We start from the raw sequence: 23,281 nt of genomic DNA, 5'->3' as shown, positions 1-23,281 counted from the left end.
CTCTGGTCCCCTCCGTCATCGGGCGGAGGGGTTCTTATCTTGTACGCTTTTTTCAATTTTGAACGGATCAATTCCGCGTTTTTGCATCCGCCGGAAGCGAATAATGTTCAGGCCGTTCATCACCAGAAAACTCCCTTCGATCATCGTCCCGCCAATCGATCCCAGCCAGAAATTATGGATAACCCAACAGGCGGTTGCGCACCACATAACGCAACGCACGGTTAACCCCTGGCAGCGAAACAGCGCCCAGGTGCTGGCCAGCGTGCCGATTATCGGCAACAGCTCCATCGCATGCTGTAATTTCGCAAGCCCGAGAACCAGGGTGAGGATAATAAAAACGGTCATTACCCACAGTTTGCGGGTATGCATCGAGACGAGTGTGCGGATGGTATTAAGCTCGGCACTCATTCCTGCAGGCCAGGCGCCCATCAGGAAAAAATGCACACCAATGGTGGCACTATAGACAGCGAGTTGCAGCCGGAACCGGCGCTCATCGCGATTGAAAAAGGTAGTAATGCCGATCAGAAAGGCGATGACACCTACGCCCTGGGCCAGCCAATACGCGGTCATGCAAGCAACCCCAACTCCATTTCGTAGGCCGGATAAGGCGAGTTCGCCGCCATCCGGCAACGGCTTGTGCCTGATGGCGCTGCGCTTATCAGGCCTGCGGTTTGCGCAGACCTGCATGCAGGTACCATCAGGTATTTACTACAACGTTACGCCGCTTTTAAAGATAGCCAGTTCCCGGAAATCGTTGCGCTCGTTACAGGTTGGCTTGCCGTTGGCGAAATCAACGATGGTATCGACAAATTCTTCCAGTAACTGCGGCATCGCTTTGCCGTGGATCAGTTGTCCGGCGTCAAAATCGATCCAGTGCTTTTTCTTCGCTGCCAGCTCGCTGTTAGTAGCAATTTTCACCGTCGGCACAAATCCGCCGTACGGCGTACCGCGACCGGTACTGAACAGCACCATATGACAGCCCGCGCCCGCCAGTGCACTGGTAGCAACCGCGTCATTACCCGGTGCGCTCAGCAGGTTCAGGCCGTGCGTTTTCAGGCGTTCGCCGTAGCGCAGTACGTCCACCACCTGGCTGGAACCCGCTTTCTGGGTGCAGCCCAGCGATTTATCTTCCAGGGTGGTGATACCGCCCGCTTTGTTACCCGGCGATGGGTTCTCGTAGATCGGCTGGTCGTGAGCAATGAAGTACTGTTTGAAGTCATTCACCATGGTGACCAGTTTGCCGAACGTTTCTTCGTCACGGCAGTGATCCATCAGCAGCTGCTCGGCGCCGAACATTTCCGGTACTTCGGTCAGCACGGTGGTGCCGCCGTTGGCAATCACGTAGTCGGAGAAACGGCCCAGCATCGGGTTGGCGGTAATGCCGGACAGGCCGTCAGAGCCGCCGCATTCCAGGCCAAACTTCAGCTCGCCCAGTTTACCAGGCTCACGCTTATCGTTACGCATCACGTTGTACAACTGGTGAAGATGTTCGATCCCCGCTTCCACTTCGTCTTCCTGGTGTTGGCAGACCATAAAGTGCACACGATCGGGATCGTACTCGCCCAGGGTTTCGCGGAACGCATCCACCTGGTTGTTTTCACAGCCCAGGCCCACCACCAATACCGCACCCGCGTTCGGGTGGCGCACCATATTTTGCAGCATGGTGCGGGTGTTGATATGGTCGTCACCCAATTGTGAACAGCCGTAGGTGTGGCTGAAGAGATGCACGCCGTCGATCCCTTCGGCATCGTTGGTCTCTTTCAGGAAGCGATTCTGCATCTGACGGGCCATGGCGTTGACGCAACCTACTGTCGGCAGGATCCACAGTTCATTACGCACGCCAACATCGCCGTTGGCACGACGGTAGATCTGGACATCACGATCCGCCGGTTGCGCTTCAGGTTCCTGAAAGTCGGGTTGATAGCTATATTGATCCAGATCGCTCAGATTGGTACGCGTGTTATGAGCATGAATATGCTCGCCCGCCGCGATATCAGCCAGAGCATGGCCGATCGGCAGGCCATATTTCATGACGTTCTCACCCTGCGCGATATCGCAAAGCGCGAATTTATGTCCACGAGAGACCGCCTGGCGCAGGGTTACCGGCTGCCCGTCAACGGTAACTTCGGTTCCTTCAGCCAAATCAGCGAGCGCTACCGCAACGTTATCCAGCGTATGGATCTTAATGTATTGCATATCAACCCCGGACCTTAGTTCAGTTCAATGGCGAAGTAATCGCGCGCATTGTTGAAGCAAATGTTTTTCACCATTTCACCCAGCAGTTGGATGTCGGCTGGGGCTTCGCCAGCAGCAACCCAACGACCGATCATCTGGCACAGAATTCGACGGAAGTATTCGTGACGGGTGTAAGACAGGAAGCTACGGCTGTCGGTCAGCATGCCGACGAAGCGGCTCAACAGGCCCAGTTGCGCCAACTGTGTCATCTGACGTTCCATCCCGTCTTTCTGATCGTTGAACCACCAGCCAGAACCGAACTGCATTTTGCCCGGCATGCCTTCGCCCTGGAAGTTACCGATCATGGTGCCCAGCACTTCGTTATCGCGCGGGTTCAGGCAGTACAGAATGGTTTTCGGCAGCAGGTTCTGTTCGTTCTGCTTGCTCAGCAGTTTGGACAGCTCTTCCGCCATCGGACGGTCGTTGATGGAGTCGAAGCCGACGTCCGCGCCCAACAGTTTGAACTGACGCAGGTTGTTATTACGCAGCGCGCCGATGTGGTACTGCTGCACCCATTCGCGACGTGCATATTCTGCACCGAGGAACACCAGCACGGCGGTTTTGAACTGCGCGACTTCGTGCTCGCTCAGGGTTTCACCGGCCAGACGACGCGCCAGGATGCTGTCCAGCTCCGCTTCGTTAGATTCCGCAAACAGGACAACGTCCAGCGCGTGGTCAGACACTTTACAGCCGTGAGCGGCGAAGTGATCCAGACGTTTGGTCAGCGCGGTTTGCAGGTCGGCAAAGCGACGGATTTCGGTGTCAGACACTTCACCCAGTTTCGCCATGTAGTCGTTGAAGGTGGCCAGTTCGATGTTGAAGGCTTTATCCGGGCGCCAGCTCGGCAGCACTTTCACGTCGAAGGAACCGTCTTTCGCCACGGCCGCATGGTGTTCCAGAGAATCGATCGGGTCATCGGTGGTGCCGACCATTTTCACGTTCATCTGCTGCATGATGCCGCGCGCGGAGAATTGATCCTGCGCCAGCAGTTCGTTGCACTGGTTCCAGATTTCGTCAGCCGTTGCCGGAGACAGCAGCTTACCTGTAATACCAAACGGGCGACGTAGTTCGAGGTGGGTCCAGTGGTACAGCGGGTTACCGATAGTGTGCGGAACCGTAGCGGCCCAGGCATCAAACTTCTCACGATCGGAGGCATCGCCGGTACACAGGCGCTCAGCGACGCCGTTGGTACGCATTGCACGCCACTTATAGTGGTCACCCTTCAGCCAGATGTCATACAGGTTATTAAAACGGTAGTTTTCAGCGATTTGTTGCGGTGGTAAATGGCAGTGGTAATCGAAGATCGGCTGGTCTTTGGCGTAATCATGATACAGACGGCGGGCAAATTCGGTATCCAGCAGGAAATCTTCAGTCATAAACGGGGTCATTATCGTCTTCCTCTCAACGAGTGCGTCAGATTGCTTATGTTTTGATGTTGACAAAGTTATCACACCAATTTCCACACACTGAAGATATTTTCGTGAGTTAGATCAACAAATGATAACAAAAAAATTACTCTCAAAGAGGTAAAACATGCCTCAGCCCGCGCCAGTACTGGCTTTGCTGAATCGAAATAATGACCACACGAAGATTCACACTTTTGTGATGGCACTCACCTTTTAAAGCTGTATGACAAGTTATCTTTTGGCCGTCGCGATACATAAGCCGACGGAATGCAAATTACCGATGTATAACCATCGGATTGACCGGTACGGAAACCGAATTAGCACAACTATTGACATGGCAAAGTTCGGGGAGTACCGGCTTTTTTTCGGTTACCCCCTCGTAAAAGAACATCCTCCGCCCTGAACTGGAAGATGACCGCTCGTTCGCGGACATAACAAAACGATGAGGTTTTACATGCGTAAAATTAAAGGGTTACGTTGGTACATGATCGCACTGGTGACGCTTGGCACCGTGCTGGGTTACCTGACACGTAACACTGTGGCGGCAGCTGCGCCGACTCTGATGGAAGAGTTACACATCTCCACTCAACAGTATTCCTATATCATCGCAGCGTATTCTGCTGCTTACACCGTAATGCAACCCGTTGCTGGCTATGTGCTTGATGTACTCGGCACGAAAATAGGTTACGCGATGTTCGCCGTTCTGTGGGCCGTCTTCTGTGGCGCGACCGCACTGGCTGGCAGCTGGGGTGGCCTGGCGTTGGCGCGAGGCGCGGTAGGTGCCGCTGAAGCCGCAATGATCCCGGCCGGTCTGAAAGCCAGCTCTGAATGGTTCCCGGCAAAAGAGCGTTCAATTGCCGTCGGTTACTTCAACGTCGGTTCTTCTATCGGCGCGATGATCGCTCCACCGCTGGTGGTCTGGGCTATCGTCATGCACAGCTGGCAGATGGCATTCATTATTTCTGGCGCCTTGAGCTTTATCTGGGCGATGTCCTGGCTGGTGTTCTACAAACACCCACGCGACCAGAAAAAACTGTCTGATGAAGAACGTGATTACATTCTGAACGGCCAGGAATCACAGCATAAAAACGCGACTGCGAAGAAAATGTCGCTCGGCCAGATCCTGCGTAACCGCCAGTTCTGGGGCATCGCGCTGCCGCGTTTCCTGGCAGAACCGGCGTGGGGGACGTTCAACGCCTGGATCCCGCTGTTCATGTTTAAAGTCTACGGCTTTAACCTGAAAGAAATCGCCATGTTTGCCTGGATGCCAATGCTGTTTGCTGACCTGGGCTGTATCGTTGGGGGCTACCTGCCACCGCTGTTCCAGCGCTGGTTTGGCGTGAACCTGATCGTGTCCCGTAAAATGGTAGTCACCATGGGCGCACTGCTGATGATTGGCCCAGGGATGATTGGTCTGTTCACCAGCCCGTACATTGCGATCGCCCTGCTGTGCGTCGGCGGCTTTGCTCACCAGGCGCTGTCCGGTGCGCTGATTACGCTCTCTTCTGACGTATTTGGTCGTAATGAAGTGGCAACCGCGAACGGTCTGACCGGTATGTCCGCCTGGCTTGCCAGTACGCTGTTTGCCCTGGTCGTTGGCGCGCTGGCCGACACCATCGGCTTTAGCCCGCTGTTCGCCGTGCTGGCGGTATTCGACCTGCTTGGCGCGTTGGTCATCTGGACGGTACTGCAGAACAAATCAGCCAGCGAGATAGATTCAGGTCCGCAAACTGGCGATCCCGCGACGCAAAGTTAAGCAGATGCGATACAACAAGGTTATATAATGCTAAGCCGTCAGTTATCTGGCGGCTTTTTTGTCCTCGCGAGTAGAGGCGTAATCGCAAAAGTGGTATAACAAATATAGTCTGCCGTATCATGCCTGGAGCGCATATGGAAATCACCGAACCACGCCGTTTATACCAACAACTTGCCGCTGATCTTAAAGAACGCATTGAGCAGGGCGTCTATCTGGTGGGTGACAAACTCCCCGCCGAGCGCTTTATCGCCGATGAAAAAAATGTCAGCCGTACCGTGGTTCGTGAAGCGATTATCATGCTGGAAGTTGAGGGCTATGTTGAGGTGCGTAAAGGATCGGGGATCCACGTCATCTCTAACCAACCCAAACATTATGTTGCTCCCGACGAAGGTCTGGAATTCGCCAGTTACGGTCCTTTTGAGCTGCTTCAGGCTCGACAGCTCATTGAAAGCAATATTGCCGAGTTTGCCGCCACGCAGGTGACCAAACAGGACATCATGAAACTGATGGAAATTCAGGAGAAGTCACGTAACGAAAAAAGCTTTCGTGACTCCGAGTGGGATCTCCAGTTCCATGTGCAGGTCGCGCTGGCCACGCAGAACTCCGCGCTGGCCGCCATCGTGGAAAAAATGTGGACTCAGCGTATTCACAACCCTTACTGGAAAAAACTGCACGACCACATCGACTCGCGTACGGTAGATAACTGGTGCGATGACCATGACCAGATCCTGCGAGCGCTGATTCGCAAAGATCCTCATGCCGCTAAACTGGCGATGTGGCAGCACCTTGAGAACACGAAGCAGATGCTGTTTAACGAAACCAGCGATGACTTTGAGTTCAACGCGGACCGTTACCTATTTACTGAAAATCCGGTCGTTCATCTCGATACGGCCGCGAACAGCGCAAAATAATCAATCTTATCAATACAGGCGTGACGGCGCGCCTGTACCTGATGCTGAGTAAGCATTAGGTATAAAATGTCAGCCTGTGTAAATCCTCTCGCCTCCCTCCAATGCGATAAGCAAAATCACAGTTCAACAACCGTAATTTCTATAACGGACAACGTTGACCTTTGTTACAATTAGATGCTATTTGAATTTTTGTGTTTAAGAGCTTGCTAACTTCACAACTTCACAGGGAACAGTTCAGGCCGTGAATTTGTATCAGACCGCGCAACTTGCAAAAAACATCAATAAAATCGCGGTGTTACACAATCCATAAAAACCGGCATGACGATAACCGATTCTCCAGGAATATTGAATGGAACTACTGACTCAATTACTGAATGCTTTATGGGCTCAGGATTTTGAAACTCTGGCCAATCCCTCCATGATTGGCATGCTCTATTTTGTACTATTTACCATTTTGTTTCTGGAAAATGGACTGCTGCCAGCAGCGTTTTTACCCGGCGACAGTTTGCTGGTACTGGTCGGCGTACTTATTGCCAAAGGCGCAATGGGTTTTCCGCAAACGGTACTGCTACTCACCACCGCGGCCAGCCTCGGCTGTTGGCTCAGTTATATTCAGGGGCGATGGCTGGGCAACACCCGCACTGTGCAAAACTGGTTGTCGCACCTTCCTGCGCATTACCATCAGCGCGCGCATCATCTTTTTCATAAGCATGGCTTGTCTGCGCTGCTGGTTGGTCGCTTCATTGCGTTTGTCAGAACATTACTGCCCACCATCGCAGGATTATCTGGCCTGAATAATGCGCGCTTTCAGTTCTTTAACTGGATGAGCGGATTGCTTTGGGTCCTGATCCTCACAACGCTTGGCTATCTGCTGGGCAAAACGCCGGTATTTCTTAAGTATGAAGATCAGCTCATGTCTTGCCTGATGCTGCTTCCTGTGGTGTTACTGGTGTTTGGGCTGGCAGGTTCACTGGTTGTACTGTGGAAAAAGAAATACGGGAACCGAGGATAAATTATGCTGAAATCATGCATAACGCTCCGACGACTTGCCTGGACCACTACCTTTATGCTGTTTATCGGCGTGCTGCTCCTGACCTGGTCGGTTATTCGCCAGCAGGAGTCAACGCTTGCCATTCGCGCAATAAACCAGGGAGCCAGCATGCCTGATGGCTTCTCTATCTGGCATCACCTGGATGCCAACGGCATTCGCTTTAAAAGCATTACCCCGCAAAATGACGCGCTGCTGATCACTTTTGATTCCAGCGCGCAGAGCGCAGCCGCCAAAGTCGTGCTGGACCGTACGTTACCGCATGGTTTCGTTATTGCTCAGCAGGATGATGATAATCAGGCGGTGCAGTGGTTATCCCGCTTACGTGATACCCCGCATCGTTTTGGTTAATCTCCAGGAATCTGAATTAGATCACTCACTTTGGTGATTTCACCGTTTAGCGCCTATGATTAATAAACTGGGATTATGGCCCAACGTTTTATTAATCTGGAGCATCGACCGCAAGCCACAACGTCGAATCACAATGGAAGGTTCAAGAATGAAATACCGCATCGCTTTGGCAATTAGCCTTTTCGCTCTCAGTGCCGGCAGTTACGCCTCTACCCTCTGTCAGGAAAAAGAACAGGATATTCAGCGGGAGATTAGCTATGCCGAAAAGCACAACAATCAAAACCGCATCAATGGTCTGAACAAAGCACTGAGTGAGGTTCGGGCCAACTGTACTGACAGCAAACTGCGCGCCGACCACCAGAAAAAAATCGCAGAGCAGAAAGATGAGATAGCCGAGCGTCAAGATGATTTAGCCGAGGCGAAACAAAAAGGCGATACGGATAAAATTGCAAAACGCGAACGTAAGCTTGCTGAAGCTCAGAATGAGCTGAAAGAACTCGAATCACGCGATTACTAAGTACGGTAACGACCCACTCAACTGGAGAAAACTATGTCGAAAGATAATGCTACGGACAACCTGCGCGCTGAGCTGAAATCTCTTGCGGATACGCTTGAAGAAGTACTTAGCTCCTCTGGCGATAAGTCGAAGGAAGAGATGAGTAAAATTCGCAGCAAAGCCGAACACGCCCTGCGGGAGAGCCGTCATCGTCTGAGTGAAACCAGCGATGTGATTGCCAAACAGACCCGTGAAGCCGCGGCTAAAGCCGATAACTATGTACGCGAAAACCCATGGACTGGCGTCGGGATTGGCGCTGCTGTCGGTGTGGTGCTTGGCGTACTGCTGTCGCGCCGTTAACAATGGCTGACTCTCAACATGCACAAGGTCCAGGCAAAAGCGTACTGGGTATTGGACAGCGGATCCTGACGATTCTCGTTGAGATCGTAGAAACGCGGTTGCGGCTGGCCGTCGTGGAACTGGAAGAGGAAAAATCAAATCTCATCCAGATCCTGCTGATGCTTGGGCTGACCATGCTGTTCGCGGCATTTGGGCTGATGAGCCTGATGGTGCTTATCATCTGGGCCATTGACCCGCAATACCGCCTGAACGCAATGATTGCCACCACCGTTGTGCTGTTGGTTATGGCGCTTATTGGCGGGATATGGACTCTGCGTAAAGCTCGCAAAACAACGCTGCTACGCCATACGCGCCACGAACTCGCAAACGACAGGCAAGCCCTGGAGGATGATGCATAATGAGCAGTAAAGTCGAACGTCAACAACGTAAGGCGCAACTGCTTGGACAGATCCAGCAGCAACGGCTGGATCTGTCTGCTACTCGCCGCGACTGGCTGGAGGCCACCGAAGTCTACGATCGTGGCTGGAAAACCCTGTTGAACCTACGTGGCTGGGTATTAGTCGGTAGCAGTATCATGGCAGTTCGTACCATTCGTAATCCTAATCTGCTGGTACGCTGGGCTAAGCGCGGTTTTAGCGTCTGGAGCATCTGGCGTCTGGTTAAAGCGACCATCAGACAGCAGCAACTGCGCGGCTAATCCCCTCTTACTCCCCTAACCTCAAAATTTTTGAAAAAATTTGACAGTTTTCCTTGCTAACAATTGTCATTAAGCACGTTTATGATTCTCTCCATCGACAGCAACGACGCGCTCTGCAGCGTCGTTGCACAAAAAACACAATAAGCCGCCTGAGTGGTTTCCTGGAGTGAATGATGAAGAAATTAGAAGATGTTGGTGTACTGGTAGCGCGCATTCTGATGCCAATCCTGTTTATTTCCGCAGGCTGGGGAAAAATTACCGGATATGCGGGTACCCAACAGTATATGGAAGCCATGGGCGTGCCTGGTTTTATGTTGCCGCTGGTAATCCTGCTTGAGTTTGGCGGCGGTCTGGCAATCCTGTTCGGCTTCCTGACCCGTACTACCGCGCTGTTCACCGCAGGCTTCACGCTGCTGACGGCGTTCATCTTCCACAGCAACTTTGCGGAAGGCGTGAACTCTCTGATGTTCATGAAAAACCTGACCATCGCAGGCGGTTTCCTGCTGCTGGCTATCACCGGTCCGGGCGCATTCAGCATCGACCGCGTACTGAATAAAAAGTGGTAAGCGAGCTATACTGAACACATCAAAAAGCGAGGAGACATCTCCTCGCTTTTGCTATCTGAGGAGGCGATAAAATGGGACAACTGATTGACGGCGTATGGCATGACACCTGGTATGACACCAAATCAACCGGGGGAAAATTTCAACGTTCAGCATCGGCTTACCGCAACTGGCTCACCGCGGATGGCGCACCGGGTCCAACGGGCGAAGGAGGATTCGCTGCCGAAAAAGACCGCTATCATCTCTACGTTTCTCTGGCCTGTCCGTGGGCGCACCGTACGCTGATTTTGCGTAAGCTCAAAGGACTGGAACCATTTATTTCCGTTTCCGTTGTACATCCGCTGATGCTGGAAAACGGCTGGACCTTTGATGATACCTTCCCGGCTGCAACCGGCGATACGCTGTATCAACACGAGTTTCTTTACCAGCTCTATTTACATGCCGATCCGCATTACAGCGGCCGGGTAACTGTCCCGGTGCTGTGGGATAAAAAAAATCACACCATTGTCAGCAACGAATCTGCGGAGATCATCCGCATGTTTAACACCGCTTTTGATGCTTTGGGCGCAAAAGCTGGGGATTACTACCCGTCAGCCCTGCAAAGTCAAATCGACGAGCTGAACGGCTGGATTTATGACAACGTCAATAACGGTGTGTACAAAGCCGGATTTGCCACCAGCCAGGAAGCGTACGACGATGCCGTGGAAAAAGTCTTCCAATCCCTGGCGCGTCTGGAGCAAATCCTGGGGCAGCATCGCTACCTGACTGGCAACCAGTTAACAGAAGCAGATATTCGTCTGTGGACCACGCTGGTACGTTTTGATCCCGTGTATGTGACCCATTTCAAGTGCGACAAATACCGGATTAGCGACTATCTGAATCTGTACGGTTTCCTGCGCGATATCTACCAGATGCCGGGCATTGCGGAAACCGTCAATTTCGATCACATCCGTAATCACTACTTCCGGAGCCATAAAACCATTAACCCGACCGGTATTATTTCTGTTGGGCCGTGGCAGGACCTTAACGAACCCCACGGGCGTGATGAGCGTTTCGCGTGATATACACGGGTCCACTTTGGGGAATACCGATTAGTTAACGCTTCTGTTTCAGAAAGTATCAACCAGTATTGGCGGAAGTAATGAACATGCAATATCAGAGAAAAGGTTCCGTTCACCTCATGTTAATCGTTTCTCTGAGACATCGATTCCTGTGAACGTGTAAAGGGCGTTCTCCGCCACGCCCTTTACAATCCCGGCTCCCGGCGGGAAAATTGCCACTTCGTGGTTCCCTCCGCTTATTCCTCCAGGCTACCGGGCCGGGCGCGAGGTAGCGTCCCTGCAAAGCGCGCCCTGAACCCGCATCCCTGCGGGTTCTCCCGGCCTTACGGAAACACGTCGGCAATTTTCAGCCGGACCAGCCTACACCTCACCATCTGAGTTTTGGTCTGAACAGCAAAACAGATTTAACTGGAAGTCAGAGCGTTGAAGCGATGGCCCCGGTCCGGCTGAAAATCGATGAGGCGTTGACGGCTGACCGGGGCTGTCCGCAGGGATGCGGACAGAGGGGACGGCCTGCATGGACGCAGGCTCGGCCCCGACCCGACAGGCAGACGGCATAAGCCGAATGAATCGCATCGCGACGATTTTCCCGCCGGGAGCCTGGGATGCAAGGGAGGTGGCGATGAGCCTCCCTTGCACGTTCACAGGTATCTACGCTTCAGAGAAATCACTCAGCTAAGGTGAACGGAACCCTGAGCCAGAATCATATGTTCTCCATAATGTTTAACTGACAAGCAATTCTCCAATGGGGCCAATAATTAATACCACAAACATTTACCATCATTTCATTCACAGCTATTCTTAATTTGATTGCTTTAAAAACAAGTAATTGAATGCAGAACGAGGCAAAAATGGATTGGTATTTAAACGTATTAAAGAATTACTTTGGTTTTGGTGGTCGCGCGCGTCGTAAAGAATACTGGATGTTTGTGCTGGTCAACATCATCTTCACGTTCGTACTGGGCATTCTGGACAGAATGCTTGGTTGGGAACGCGCCGGAGGGGAAGGCATACTCACAACGATTTATGGCGTTCTGGTGTTTATTCCCTGGTGGGCGGTACAGTTCCGGCGTTTGCATGACACCGATCGTTCAGCCTGGTGGCTGCTGGTGCTACTGATCCCGATCGTTGGCTGGTTGATTATCATCATTTTCAACTGCCAAAACGGAACTCAGGGGAGCAACCGCTTCGGGCCCGATCCCAAACAGTTATCCTGACGTAGCACATGTAGATGCCTGATGGCGCTGCGCTTATCAGGCCTACAACATACTCCGTCCTCCTGGCCGGATAAGGTGCATTTGCACCGCATCCGGCTTAACAACCGTTTATTTCCCGGCAAACAGTTTGGGGATTTCCCGCAGACACCAGGATTTCGCCTCGCCCATACTGTCTCGCCGCCAGGCCATAATGATATCAATTTCACTTGTCGATTCCGGACTTACTACCCGCAACCGACCAGCCGCAATATCCTCCTCCACCAGCGGGTAAGGCATCGTCGCCACACCCAGTCCGGCTAACAACGCCTGACGTTTATCTTCTATCGAACTCACCGTCAGACGAGGTTGTTTATCCAGCAGTTGCACGGTCAATACCGGACGCTCACGGGCGGTATCCGCCACCGCGATACCACGGTATTTCACGCGGGTGACTTCTGATAATGGTTCCGGCTCCTGATGGATAGGATGATCCGGTGCCGCCACATACACGTTCATCAACGAGTACAGCTTGCGCGAGTTGATTTCGGAAGATGAGCGAAAATGCATATCCGGCGCAATCACGATATCCGCTCGCCCTTGCTCCAGACGCTCCCACGCCCCGGCCAGAACTTCGGTGATAACGGAAAGCTGGGTATTGGCCTTCCCGGCAAGCCTGTCGATCAGCGGGAAAAACGCCGCCGTCGGCACCAACGCTTCGGTCACGATGGTCAGATGCGTTTCCCACCCACGCGCCAGCGCTTCGGCATCGGTAGTCAGCTTATCCGCAGCTTCCAGCAGGACGCGTCCACGTTCCAGCAGCATACGTCCGACGTTGGTGAATTTTGTGCGGTGACCTGAACGGTCAAACAAGACGACGTCCAGTTCTTCCTCCAGCTTCTGCATGGTATAGCTGAGGGCTGAAGGAACGCGCCCCAGTTCGTCTGCCGCGGCGGCAAAGCTACCGCGTCTGTCTATTGCGTCCATGACGCGTAACGCTTCAAGCGTTAAAGCCCTTTCTTTGGCCATCTCGTTCTCATTCAGGAAATTTGAACATACCGGGCAGAATATCTGGCTAACAATGCAGCGTCTAGCCATTTAACATAAAAGGAAGTAAAGAGAGGTCAAGAACTATGATTACTACCCGTACAGCCAAACAATGCGGACAGGCAGACTACGGCTGGCTGCAGGCCCGTTATACCTTCTCCTTTGGACACTATTTTGATCCTAAACTGCTGGGTTATGCCTCGCTGCGTGTTCTGAACCAGGAAGTTCTGGCACCGGGGGCCTCTTTCCAGCCACGTACCTATCCGAAGGTGGATATCGTCAACCTGATCCTCGAAGGGGAAGCTGAGTACCGCGACAGCGAAGGCAATCATATCCAGGCCAAAGCGGGCGAAGTGCTATTGCTCGCGACACAGCCCGGAATCAGCTATAGCGAACACAATATCAGCAAAGATAAGCCGTTAACCAGAATGCAGCTCTGGCTGGATGCCTGCCCGCAGCGCGAAAATGCCTGCGTGCAGAAAGCCACGCTGAGTGCCGGTAAGCATCAGTTGCTGGCCTCGCCGGACGGTGAGCAAGGCAGCCTGCATCTGCGCCAACAGGTTTGGGTGCATCATGTTGAGCTGCAACAAGGCGAATCGCTCAGTTTTCAGTTGCATGGGCCTCGCGCTTATCTCCAGTCGATCCACGGCAGATTCCATGCGGTGACCTCTGGCGCCGAAAAAGAAGCCCTCACCTGCGGCGATGGCGCATTTATTCGTGACGAAACTAACATAACGTTAGTCGCCGATACCCCGCTGCGCGCTTTGCTGATAGATTTGCCCGTATAGTCATGGAAAACAATGGAGTACGACTATTGAGCAAGAAAAAAACAAAAAAACGCCAGCCGCAGGTTGAGCCGCAAAAACAGGACACGGCGACTTTCGGTTATGAAGACATGCTGACAGAACTGGAAGCGATTGTGGCCGATGCCGAGCTACGACTCGAGGACGAAGAAGCCGCCTGAAAAGGCGGCTCAGGCTGATGCCGGGTGGCGGCTGCGCCTTACCCGGCCTACAGATTAATGCGCTTTACTGGCCATGATCTCAATGATCTGCTTGTCAGTTTCCTGCATTGAACGACATGCCAGCGCGCACAGGTTAGTGATAGATTGCTCCACGTTATGCGCCACAATCCCTTCGTTACCCGTTACGGCAGTATCGTCCAGTGCCATCAGCACCGCTTTCCACGCCGCAGATGCGCTGGTTGAGACTTTCATCGCGCAGCTGTTTGAGGCACCATCGCAAATCATTCCGCTCACATCGCCAATCATACTGCTAATCGCCATCGCGATAGTGTTGTAGCGACCGTCCACAATCCATGCCATACCCGCCGCTGCGCCCATCGCCGCCGTGGTTGCCGCGCACAGTGCGGACAAACGTGGAAGCTGGTGATGGATGTAGATTGCACTCAGGTGAGACAGCATCAGCGCACGCGCCAGTTTTTCCTCATCCGCGCCAAAGTGTTCAGCAACCACCATCACCGGAACAGTGGCGGTAATACCCTGATTACCGGAGCCGGAATTGCTCATCGCCGGCAGCGTCGCCCCGCCCATTCGCGCATCCGATGCCGCACTGGTACGGATCAGAATGGCGGTAGACAGATCGTCTGCCAGCAGGCCACGCGCGCACTGCTTCTCAAGCGTGGTTCCGATATGCAGACCCCAGTTACCGCGCAACCCTTCCTGAGACAGCGCCCCGTTCAGTTTTGCCGCATCGAGAATAAAGCGGATTGACGCAAACGGCACCGCATTCACAAACGCCAGAATCTCTTCCAGCGACGTGTGAGACAGTACCGCCAGCGGTGACTCCAGCTCCTCTTCCTGAGTGCTCTCTTCTGTCGCGAACACCACGCCTTTGTTGGTTTCAATGTGCACAATGTTGGTATGACCGCCAACAATGGTCACGCATGCCCATCCTTCAGCGCTGTACACTTTCGCGCGGGAAAAGAGGATATCCTCACAAGGCTCCTGCAGCATCACCGTAACCTTCCCGGCGCTCAGCATCGCTTTGGCATCAGCAATCGCTTGTGCCGACGCGTCTTTCAATACCTCTAAACCTGCCTGGGCATTTCCACCCAGCGCCCCCAACGCCGCCGCGACAGGCAGGCCCACCATTCCGGTACCCGGCACGGTAACGCCCATGCCGTTTTTCATCAGGTTCGGTGAGACCCACGCATCAATGCGTTCAACCGCGCCGTCCAGCTCAGACGATGCGACCGCCGCCGCCAGAGCCAGAGAGATAGGTTCCGTGCAGCCCAGCGCAGGCTTCACTTCTTCCTGCACTGCGCGAATAAAACTATCCCATAATGGATTCAATGTAGTCTCAAACATAACAACGACCTTTACTCAGATAACTCAGGAAAATGCCAGGAACGGAGACACGCACAGCAGCAGACCCGTGATAATAATCAGATACAGGGAAGCGCCTTTGTATTTGTGCAGTGCAGGAACTTTGTAAACCAGCCAGGCCGGGATCAGACAACCCACCATGCCGAAGATTGGGCTACAAATAGAGGTGAAGCTCAGTACCGGCGCATTGAGCACAATTGCGCTCCAGGCCAGCAGGATGGCGAAAACCATAATGCCGCGCTGCACCAGGGTTTCATTGATTTTCTCGGCTGGCATTTTACGGCGCAGCACGTTCATCACGATCCCCTGAGTGGCTTCACGGAAGCCTAAATAGACGCCGAAGAAGGCGGTCATTACGGCAAAAATGTTCAGAATAACGCTGACGATTTTCACCCAGCCAGCACCATCGCCACTGATAAACTGCGCGGCAATCGCCAGAGCGGAAATGTTCTGCTCATAGGCTTTAACCGCTTCGTCGTGGCCCATCGCCAGCGTGAAGGAAACGGCGTAGAAAAAGACCGTAACGAACAGAATACCGAACGCGATGTTCATGGCGCGCAGCGCTTTATGACGCGCCACTTCAATGGATTTTTCGCGAGAACGATATGAGATAACCATTGGGCTAAGCGTCTGAATAAACAGAATCGAGGTCAGCGTAAACGGCAGCGTGATAATCGCGTTTTTGATCAGCAGCGCCATCGGCGGCAGCGAGCCTGCGTTATATAAATGCCACATACCTACCATCGACACGCCAAGCGCCGCGACCACCAGCAGCTTGGTCAGCACCATACCGGTAGAGATTTTAAACAGCAGTTTTTCCCCGCGCGACGAGATGGCCACCAGGATGCAAATCAGCACCAGTCCATAAAACGGGCTGTCGGAGAGTAAACCTTCAGTCACGCCAAACGTGTGCAGATAGGAGGCGCTGTCGTTGGTGATGGCGGTGGAATAGACGAACATCCAGATGACCAGCATCACAAAATACAATGCCCCCAACAGGATGCCCCAGTTTTTACCCAGATAGCCGCTGATCACGCTCGGGTAGTCTTTACATTCTGGGGATTCAGCCAGCGTATTGATAAACAGACGCTGGAACAGATACATGGCAGGGTAGCCGATGATAGAGGAGAGTAAGAATACCCACAGCCCCATCAGCCCCACCTGGACGGGAAGAAAAACAATCCCCGCGCCGATTGCCATACCGATACTCATAATGACCCAGCCGGTGTCCGTGCTGTCGAATTTAATGGCTTCGCGCCATTCGCTTTCGGTCATTCCCGCCCGACGCGCCGGAGCAGATGCGTCGAGTATTACGCTGCTATTCGTTGCCGTTTCCATAATTTCCCGCTCAATGTGTAGGTAGAGGTTTTTTTATTTTTTTCGTACTGCTTAATGCGATACGCAGTACATAAGGTGCAGGTGAGCTATTGGAGTAATGAAGAAATCATACGCGCAGGATCAGAGAAAAACTTCACAAACAAACCCCTTTAATTTCTAAAAGTTAAGAAATATTTTCTCTTTAAATACCGATAAATGTATTAAATTTCTGTTTTTGAAGCGGATCACAACAAAAAAAGGTGCGCTAAAGTACTAATGTTTGTCAGTTAAGCATTATCGAGAACATGTGATTCTAGTTCAGGATTCCGTTCACCTCAGCGGTGTCATTTCTCTGAAACGCCGTTACCCGTGAACGTGCAAGGGAGGCTCATCGCCGCCTCCCTTGCATCCCAGGCTCCCGGCGGGAAAATCGTCGCTGCGCGATTCATTCGTCTTATGCCGTCTGCCTGTCGGGTCGGGGCCGAGCCTGCATCCCTGCAGGCCATCCCCTCTGCCCGCATCCCTGCGGGCAGACCCGGTCAGCCGTCAACACCTCATCGATTTTCAGCCGGACCGGGGTCATCGCTTCAATGCTCTGACTTCCAGTGAAACCTGTTTTGCTGTTTAAACAAAAAAACGCAGATGGTCAGGTGTGGGCTGGTCCGGCTGAAAATTGCCGACGTGTTTCCGTAAGGCCGGGAGAACCCGCAGGGATGCGGGTTCAGGGCGCGCTTTGCAGGGACGCTTCATCGCGCCCGGCCCGAAAGCCTGGAGGAATGAGCGGAGGACAAAATTGCCGGGAGCAATTTTGAACAGCGCTTGCGCTGGCCCCAAAGGGGTGAGCCCCAAGGATGGGGCGAATATTCTACGAAGTGGCAATTTTCCGTGCCGGGAGCCGGGATTGTAAAGGGTGCGGCGATAGCACCCTTTACACGTTCACAGGAACCGGTACATAAGAGAAGCAATGAACATAAGGTGAACGGAACAATGCCTCAGATTCATCATCCTGGTCAGTGGATGTTGATGGATTCACTGCCGGATGGCGGCGCTTACGCCTTATCCGGCCTACAAACGCACGTCAGGCCCATGCCCTTTCATCTCAGGTACAAACCACTTTAATCGCCAGGCCACCGCGTGACGTTTCACGGTACTTGTCGTTCATATCTTTACCCGTTTCGTACATGGTCTCGATCACCTTATCGAGCGAAACGCGTGGCTCAGACGTCCGACGTAACGCCATACGTGCGGCGTTAACGGCTTTCACCGCGTTGATCGCGTTGCGTTCGATGCACGGTATTTGCACCTGTCCGGCTACCGGGTCGCAGGTCAGCCCCAGGTTATGCTCCATGGCAATTTCCGCCGCAATGCATACCTGCGCAGGGCTACCGCCAAGCAACTCTGTCAGCCCGGCTGCCGCCATGGAACAGGCTACGCCAATCTCTCCCTGACAGCCCACTTCGGCACCAGAAATAGAGGCATTCATCTTATACAGCGCGCCTATCGCTCCTGCTGCCAGCAAATATCGGGCAATCGAGTTCGCATTTACCGGACGGCGGAATTTATCGTAATAGGCCAGTACAGCGGGAATAATTCCGCATGCGCCGTTGGTTGGCGCGGTAACAACCCGACACCCGGCGGCATTTTCTTCGCTCACGGCCAGCGCGAACATGTTGATCCAGTCGATAACGTTCATCGGGTCGCTGGACAGGTTGTCGCTGGAAACCAGCAGTCGCCGCAGCGCCACGGCGCGACGCGGGACGTTAAGCGGGCCCGGCAGGACGCCTTCGGTGTTCATGCCACGCTCAATACCGGCGTGCATGACGTCCCAGATAGCGGCAAAACCAGCATCGATTTCCTCTTTGCTACGCATCGCCAGTTCGTTTTGCATCATCAGGCCGGAAACAGACAACCCGTTGCGTTCGCACAGCTTCAGCAGCTCGCTGGCGGAATGGAAATTGTAGGGTACGTGTGTTTCAACGTCATGTACCTGACCAAATTGCTCCTCTTCGACGATAAAACCACCGCCAACGGAGTAATAGGTTTTACTTAACAGTGTCTCGTTGCCGTTCCATGCGGTAATACGCATGCCATTTTCATGGCGCGGCAGCGTTTCGCTATGAAAGAGAATATTTTCGTCTGGGGAGAAATCGACAATATGCGTGCCCTCAGCAACCGGCAAACGTCCGGTACGGGCCACTTCCTGAGTAAAACCAGCGATAGAATCTATATTAACGTTCTGCGGGCTGTTACCGGCCAGTCCCATCATGATGGCGACATCTGTCGCATGACCTTTTCCGGTCAGAGAGAGCGATCCATAGAGATCGACCACAATATGCGTAGCCTTGGGGAGTTCCCCGCTGCTGACCAACCTATCGATAAAGCTTTTACCTGCGTTCATTGGCCCCACGGTATGGGAGCTGGAGGGTCCAATGCCAATCTTGAAAATATCGAATGCGCTAATCATATCCACACCCTCGGATTGCCGTTCAGTGAAGACCAGGTTTCACACTCATTAAGGATCGGGGCGATCCTGCGATCGCCCCGCATGGGATTACAGCGTATCGCCACGTACGGCGATGGCTTCAATCTCCAGCTTCACATCCTTTGGTAAGCGGGCGACCTGTACGCAACTGCGCGTAGGGTAGATTGCCTTGTGCTCATCAAAAAACTGCTGGTACACCTGGTTAATGGTGGCAAAGTCGTTCAGGTCGGAAACGAAAACGGTGGTCTTCACGATATCGCTCACTTTCAAACCGGCGGACTCGACGATCGCTTTCACGTTTTCCAGGCTTTGACGCGCCTGATCGGCCACGTGTTCTGCCACTTCACCGGTCTGTGGACACACCGGAATCTGACCTGACGTCAACACCATACTGCCCAGATCCACACCCTGTACGTAAGGTCCAATCGCCCCTGGCGCACATTCGGTTGCAATAACTTTTCTCATATCCCCTCCGGCGTCAGAGCGCCTGGGTGAAAGTACGTGAAATAACGTCCTGCTGCTGTTCGCGGGTCAGCGCGTTGAAGCGCACCGCATAACCAGACACGCGGATCGTCAGGTTCGGATAGTTTTCCGGGTGCTCAATGGCATCCATCAACATTTCACGGTTCATAACGTTAACGTTCAGATGCTGCCCACCTTCCACATGCGCTTCATGGTGGAAATAACCATCCAGCAGACCGACGAGGTTGGTTTTACGCACGCTATCCTCTTTGCCCAGCGCAGCCGGCACAATGGAGAAGGTGTACGAGATACCGTCTTTGGCATAGGTGAACGGCAGTTTGGCGACCGAGGTTAACGATGCCACCGCACCTTTGCGATCGCGGCCGTGCATCGGGTTTGCCCCTGGCGCAAACGGCGTACCTGCGCGACGTCCGTCCGGCGTGTTACCGGTTTTCTGGCCGTACACCACGTTGGAGGTGATGGTCAGGATGGACTGCGTTGGCACCGCGTTACGATAGGTCGGCAACACTTTAATTTTCTTCATAAAGCGTTCGACCAGGTCGCAGGCAATGCTGTCTACGCGCTCGTCGTTATTGCCGTATTGCGGATAGTCGCCTTCGATTTCAAAATCAACCGCCAGCCCGTTTTCATCACGAACCGGTTTCACGCGGGCGTATTTGATAGCCGACAGGGAATCCGCCGCCACGGACAGCCCCGCCATACCACAGGCCATCGTGCGATAAACGTCACGATCGTGCAGCGCCATCAGCGAAGCTTCATAGCTGTACTTATCATGCATGTAGTGGATGATGTTCAGCGCGCTGATGTACTGCACGGCCAGCCAGTCCATAAAGTGGTCCAGGCTCTCCATCACCGTGTCGTAATCCAGCACGTCATCCATCAGCGGCGCAGTTTTCGGTCCGACCTGGATTTTCAGTTTCTCATCCACACCGCCGTTGATTGCGTACAGCAACGTTTTGGCGAGGTTGGCGCGCGCCCCGAAGAACTGCATTTGCTTGCCGATAACCATCGGGCTTACGCAGCAGGCAATGGCATAGTCATCGCTGTTAAAGTCGGTACGCATCAGATCATCGTTTTCGTACTGTAAAGACGAGGTGATGATGGACACCTGAGCGGCATATTTTTTGAAGGCAATCGGTAGCTGCTCGGACCACAATACCGTCAGGTTCGGCTCAGGCGCCGGCCCCATAGTGTGCAGCGTATGCAGGTAGCGGAACGAGTTTTTGGTCACCAGCGTGCGACCATCCAGCCCCATACCACCGATGACTTCGGTCGCCCAGATAGGGTCGCCAGAGAACAGGGTGTCGAATTCCGGTGTACGCAGGAAACGCACCATACGGATCTTCATAATGAAGTGGTCGATCAACTCCTGCGCCTGCTGCTCGTTTAAAATTCCCGCTTTGAAGTCGCGCTCAATATAAATGTCGAGGAACGATGCGGTACGGCCCAGCGACATAGCGCCGCCGTTCTGCGATTTCACCGCCGCCAGATAAGCAAAGTACACCCACTGTACCGCTTCCTGCGCATTACGCGCCGGACGGGAGATATCGCAGCCATACTTCGCCGCCATTTCCTGCATTTGCAGCAGTGCGCGACGGTGTTCAGACAGCTCTTCACGCAGACGAATCGTGGCTTCAAGATTCTGGCCCCACTCCAGGTTCGACTGAAGATCGGCAAACTGCAGTTCACGCTCACGCACCAGATAGCGGATACCGTACAGCGCGACGCGGCGGTAGTCACCGATGATACGGCCACGACCATAGCCGTCCGGCAGACCGGTCAGTACGCCGGATTTACGGCAGCGCAGCATATCCGGAGAGTAGGCGTCGAATACGCCCTGGTTATGGGTCTTACGCAGTTCAGTAAACTGGTATTCAAAATCAGCATCCATCTCACGACCATAAGCATCAAAAGAGCTTTTGATCATGTTGATGCCGCCAAACGGATGCAGTGCACGCTTGAGCGGCTTATCCGTTTGCAGACCGACGATTTTTTCCAGTTCTTGTTCAATATAACCGGCGTCATGCGCGGTTATCGTGGTGGCAATATTGGTATCGAAATCAACCGGTGCATGCGTCGAGTTTTCAATACGGATGCCCGCCATAACTTTTTCCCACAACGCCGTGGTTGCAGGCGTTGCTTCGGCGAGGAAAGATTCATCCCCTTCATAAGGTGTGTAGTTGTGCTGAATAAAATCACGGACATTAATTTCTTCTTTCCAGTCCGTACCTTTAAAGCCATTCCAGGCCTCGGCATACAGCATATCGCTGGTATCGATATTTACCTTCATGAAAAATAATCTCTCTGCTGAAAATTAATTATGCAAATGCTACTGGGATATTAATTTTGCCTAACGCAATGGCATCACGAGCAATCATTTTCTCTTCATTTGTGGGAATCACCGCACAAATAACGCGAGCATCCTTATTAGAGATAATTCTTTCGCCATGGGAATTTGGCAGACTATTCATCTCGCTATCGATATTTACACCTAAAACGGCCAAATGCTCGATAACCAAACGGCGAATTAATACCGAGTTCTCACCAATTCCGCCGGTGAAAATAATGCCATCAAGACGATGCAGCGATGCAGCATGTCCGGCGATGTGACGCGCAATACGATGTACAAACGTTTTAATCGCCAGTTGCGCGCGCTCATGTCCTTCGTGCCACGCTTTTTCTAACGTACGTAAGTCAGAGGACAGACCGGAAATACCCAGCAACCCGGACTCTTTATTCACTACGCGCTCAAGGTCGCTCAGCGTCTGGTTGGTTTCACCGGCAATCCACGCCATCGCGCCGAAATCCACGTCGCCGCTGCGTGTGCCCATCATCAGCCCTTCCAGCGGCGTCATGCCCATCGAGGTATCCACGCTCTGCCCGTTACGTACCGCACAGATAGACGCGCCATTGCCCAGGTGCGCTACAACCAGACCAGAATCATCATTCTGCAGATCCAGAAGTTCATGCGCCCGTTGCGAAACATAGCGATGCGACGTGCCATGGAAACCGTAACGACGAACGCCTAACTCCTCAAAATATTTCCACGGTAAACCGTACAGATAGGCTTCTGGGGCCATCGTCTGGTGGAAGCTGGTATCAAATACCGCGACCTGCTGCACGCCTGGGAAAAGGTGCTGAGCAGATTCAATCCCGCTCAGGTTCGCATAATTATGTAGCGGTGCTAATGGCGATACCCGGCGAATATTGTCGATAACTTCCTCAGTAATAATTGCTGATTCGGTAAAGATATTTCCGCCGTGGGCAATGCGGTGGCCAATTAAGGCCACGCTGTCCATTAAATTACGTTTTTCCAGTTCAACGGCAATCGCTTTTAATGCGTCTTCGTAGCTGTGGTGAGCCAGCTTAGCTGGCTTTCCTCCATTAATTGCTATGAACGCATTTTCAGAGTTAATACCGTCTGCAATTCCCGCCATTAAAACTTCACAGTTTGCTGCATCGAGCACTGAGAATTTAATGGAAGATGAACCACAGTTAATAACCAGTACTACCGGAAACTCATTCATT

At 53.0% G+C, this 23,281-nt stretch carries 23 protein-coding genes; 13 read left to right on the top strand and 10 right to left on the bottom strand.

Translation table 11 applies throughout. The features are described from left to right. Nucleotides 1–15: 15 nt before the first annotated feature. The 3 genes from ACVXHP_RS09720 to uxaC all read right to left on the bottom strand — a co-directional run bounded on the left by ACVXHP_RS09720 (nucleotide 16) and on the right by uxaC (nucleotide 3,623). Nucleotides 16–570, bottom strand: a complete 555-nt coding sequence (locus ACVXHP_RS09720; RefSeq protein ID WP_137347591.1) for a YgjV family protein — start codon at nucleotides 568–570, stop codon at nucleotides 16–18. A gap of 138 nt (nucleotides 571–708) precedes the next feature. Continuing rightward, entirely contained in the window at nucleotides 709–2,196 is a 1,488-nt protein-coding gene (locus ACVXHP_RS09715) for a UxaA family hydrolase (protein WP_447571347.1), read from the bottom strand. Nucleotides 2,197–2,210: 14 nt separating this feature from the next. After that, nucleotides 2,211–3,623 (bottom strand): glucuronate isomerase, encoded by a 1,413-nt coding sequence (gene uxaC, locus ACVXHP_RS09710; RefSeq protein ID WP_304702203.1) that lies wholly within the window; start codon nucleotides 3,621–3,623, stop codon nucleotides 2,211–2,213. A gap of 472 nt (nucleotides 3,624–4,095) precedes the next feature. On the opposite strand from uxaC, the gene ACVXHP_RS09705 reads away from it, so the two are divergent. The 11 genes from ACVXHP_RS09705 (at nucleotide 4,096) to ACVXHP_RS09655 (ending at nucleotide 12,101) form a co-directional block, all read left to right on the top strand. After that, entirely contained in the window at nucleotides 4,096–5,397 is a 1,302-nt protein-coding gene (locus ACVXHP_RS09705; protein WP_200009101.1) for an MFS transporter, read from the top strand. 134 nt (nucleotides 5,398–5,531) lie between these two features. Further along, complete coding sequence (gene exuR / locus ACVXHP_RS09700) at nucleotides 5,532–6,308, top strand: transcriptional regulator ExuR (RefSeq protein ID WP_061382489.1); 777 nt, start codon at nucleotides 5,532–5,534, stop codon at nucleotides 6,306–6,308. 349 nt (nucleotides 6,309–6,657) lie between these two features. Then, a complete protein-coding gene (gene yqjA, locus ACVXHP_RS09695; protein ID WP_003024820.1) occupies nucleotides 6,658–7,320 on the top strand; it encodes a DedA family general envelope maintenance protein YqjA in 663 nt (220 codons plus the stop codon). A gap of 3 nt (nucleotides 7,321–7,323) precedes the next feature. After that, nucleotides 7,324–7,707 carry an EnvZ/OmpR regulon moderator MzrA gene (gene mzrA / locus ACVXHP_RS09690; protein WP_447571346.1) on the top strand — a complete coding sequence of 128 codons (384 nt, stop codon included), beginning with the start codon at nucleotides 7,324–7,326 and terminating at the stop codon, nucleotides 7,705–7,707. Between the two features lie 148 nt (nucleotides 7,708–7,855). Next, nucleotides 7,856–8,224 (top strand): DUF1090 domain-containing protein, encoded by a 369-nt coding sequence (locus tag ACVXHP_RS09685; protein ID WP_316129284.1) that lies wholly within the window; start codon nucleotides 7,856–7,858, stop codon nucleotides 8,222–8,224. 33 nt (nucleotides 8,225–8,257) lie between these two features. Next, on the top strand, nucleotides 8,258–8,563 hold the full coding sequence (locus tag ACVXHP_RS09680) for a DUF883 family protein (RefSeq protein WP_006687949.1): 306 nt from the start codon (nucleotides 8,258–8,260) through the stop codon (nucleotides 8,561–8,563). A gap of 2 nt (nucleotides 8,564–8,565) precedes the next feature. Further along, on the top strand, nucleotides 8,566–8,961 hold the full coding sequence (locus ACVXHP_RS09675; RefSeq protein WP_038634082.1) for a phage holin family protein: 396 nt from the start codon (nucleotides 8,566–8,568) through the stop codon (nucleotides 8,959–8,961). Continuing rightward, nucleotides 8,961–9,260 carry a YqjK-like family protein gene (locus ACVXHP_RS09670; RefSeq protein WP_038634085.1) on the top strand — a complete coding sequence of 100 codons (300 nt, stop codon included), beginning with the start codon at nucleotides 8,961–8,963 and terminating at the stop codon, nucleotides 9,258–9,260. The genes ACVXHP_RS09675 and ACVXHP_RS09670 overlap by 1 nt, the downstream gene beginning before the upstream one ends. A 173-nt stretch (nucleotides 9,261–9,433) precedes the next feature. Then, nucleotides 9,434–9,826, top strand: coding sequence for a DoxX family protein (locus ACVXHP_RS09665; protein ID WP_032940735.1), 393 nt, complete (start codon nucleotides 9,434–9,436; stop codon nucleotides 9,824–9,826). Between the two features lie 71 nt (nucleotides 9,827–9,897). After that, nucleotides 9,898–10,884: a glutathionyl-hydroquinone reductase YqjG gene (gene yqjG / locus ACVXHP_RS09660; RefSeq protein ID WP_200009103.1), complete on the top strand. Its 987-nt coding sequence runs from the start codon at nucleotides 9,898–9,900 to the stop codon at nucleotides 10,882–10,884. 851 nt (nucleotides 10,885–11,735) lie between these two features. Beyond that, the gene (locus ACVXHP_RS09655; protein ID WP_038642883.1) at nucleotides 11,736–12,101 is read left to right on the top strand and encodes a DUF805 domain-containing protein; all 366 of its coding nucleotides are present in this window, start codon (nucleotides 11,736–11,738) and stop codon (nucleotides 12,099–12,101) included. Nucleotides 12,102–12,209: 108 nt separating this feature from the next. Here the strand turns inward: ACVXHP_RS09655 and yhaJ are convergent, their stop codons facing one another. After that, nucleotides 12,210–13,106 (bottom strand): DNA-binding transcriptional regulator YhaJ, encoded by an 897-nt coding sequence (gene yhaJ, locus ACVXHP_RS09650; protein WP_016154624.1) that lies wholly within the window; start codon nucleotides 13,104–13,106, stop codon nucleotides 12,210–12,212. A gap of 104 nt (nucleotides 13,107–13,210) precedes the next feature. On the opposite strand from yhaJ, the gene ACVXHP_RS09645 reads away from it, so the two are divergent. Beyond that, nucleotides 13,211–13,912 carry a pirin family protein gene (locus ACVXHP_RS09645; RefSeq protein WP_043017746.1) on the top strand — a complete coding sequence of 234 codons (702 nt, stop codon included), beginning with the start codon at nucleotides 13,211–13,213 and terminating at the stop codon, nucleotides 13,910–13,912. Nucleotides 13,913–13,938: 26 nt separating this feature from the next. Beyond that, nucleotides 13,939–14,088, top strand: coding sequence for a hypothetical protein (locus ACVXHP_RS09640; protein ID WP_200009105.1), 150 nt, complete (start codon nucleotides 13,939–13,941; stop codon nucleotides 14,086–14,088). Nucleotides 14,089–14,142: 54 nt separating this feature from the next. Here ACVXHP_RS09640 and ACVXHP_RS09635 read toward each other — a convergent pair whose 3' ends face one another. The 6 genes from ACVXHP_RS09635 to tdcD all read right to left on the bottom strand — a co-directional run bounded on the left by ACVXHP_RS09635 (nucleotide 14,143) and on the right by tdcD (nucleotide 23,280). After that, nucleotides 14,143–15,453 (bottom strand): L-cysteine desulfidase family protein, encoded by a 1,311-nt coding sequence (locus tag ACVXHP_RS09635; RefSeq protein WP_200009106.1) that lies wholly within the window; start codon nucleotides 15,451–15,453, stop codon nucleotides 14,143–14,145. 24 nt (nucleotides 15,454–15,477) lie between these two features. Next, entirely contained in the window at nucleotides 15,478–16,809 is a 1,332-nt protein-coding gene (locus ACVXHP_RS09630) for an amino acid permease (RefSeq protein ID WP_200009107.1), read from the bottom strand. Between the two features lie 1,078 nt (nucleotides 16,810–17,887). Beyond that, on the bottom strand, nucleotides 17,888–19,252 hold the full coding sequence (tdcG, locus tag ACVXHP_RS09625; RefSeq protein WP_047026349.1) for an L-serine ammonia-lyase: 1,365 nt from the start codon (nucleotides 19,250–19,252) through the stop codon (nucleotides 17,888–17,890). 87 nt (nucleotides 19,253–19,339) lie between these two features. Further along, nucleotides 19,340–19,735, bottom strand: coding sequence for an enamine/imine deaminase (locus ACVXHP_RS09620; RefSeq protein ID WP_038634102.1), 396 nt, complete (start codon nucleotides 19,733–19,735; stop codon nucleotides 19,340–19,342). A 13-nt stretch (nucleotides 19,736–19,748) separates the two neighbouring features. Next, on the bottom strand, nucleotides 19,749–22,043 hold the full coding sequence (gene tdcE, locus ACVXHP_RS09615; RefSeq protein WP_447571345.1) for a 2-ketobutyrate formate-lyase/pyruvate formate-lyase: 2,295 nt from the start codon (nucleotides 22,041–22,043) through the stop codon (nucleotides 19,749–19,751). 28 nt (nucleotides 22,044–22,071) lie between these two features. After that, a complete protein-coding gene (gene tdcD, locus ACVXHP_RS09610; protein ID WP_316129279.1) occupies nucleotides 22,072–23,280 on the bottom strand; it encodes a propionate kinase in 1,209 nt (402 codons plus the stop codon). Nucleotide 23,281: the final 1 nt, after the last annotated feature.

Source organism: Citrobacter freundii complex sp. 2025EL-00176 (assembly GCF_053309355.1).
This window is presented reverse-complemented; position numbering and strand designations above follow the sequence as displayed.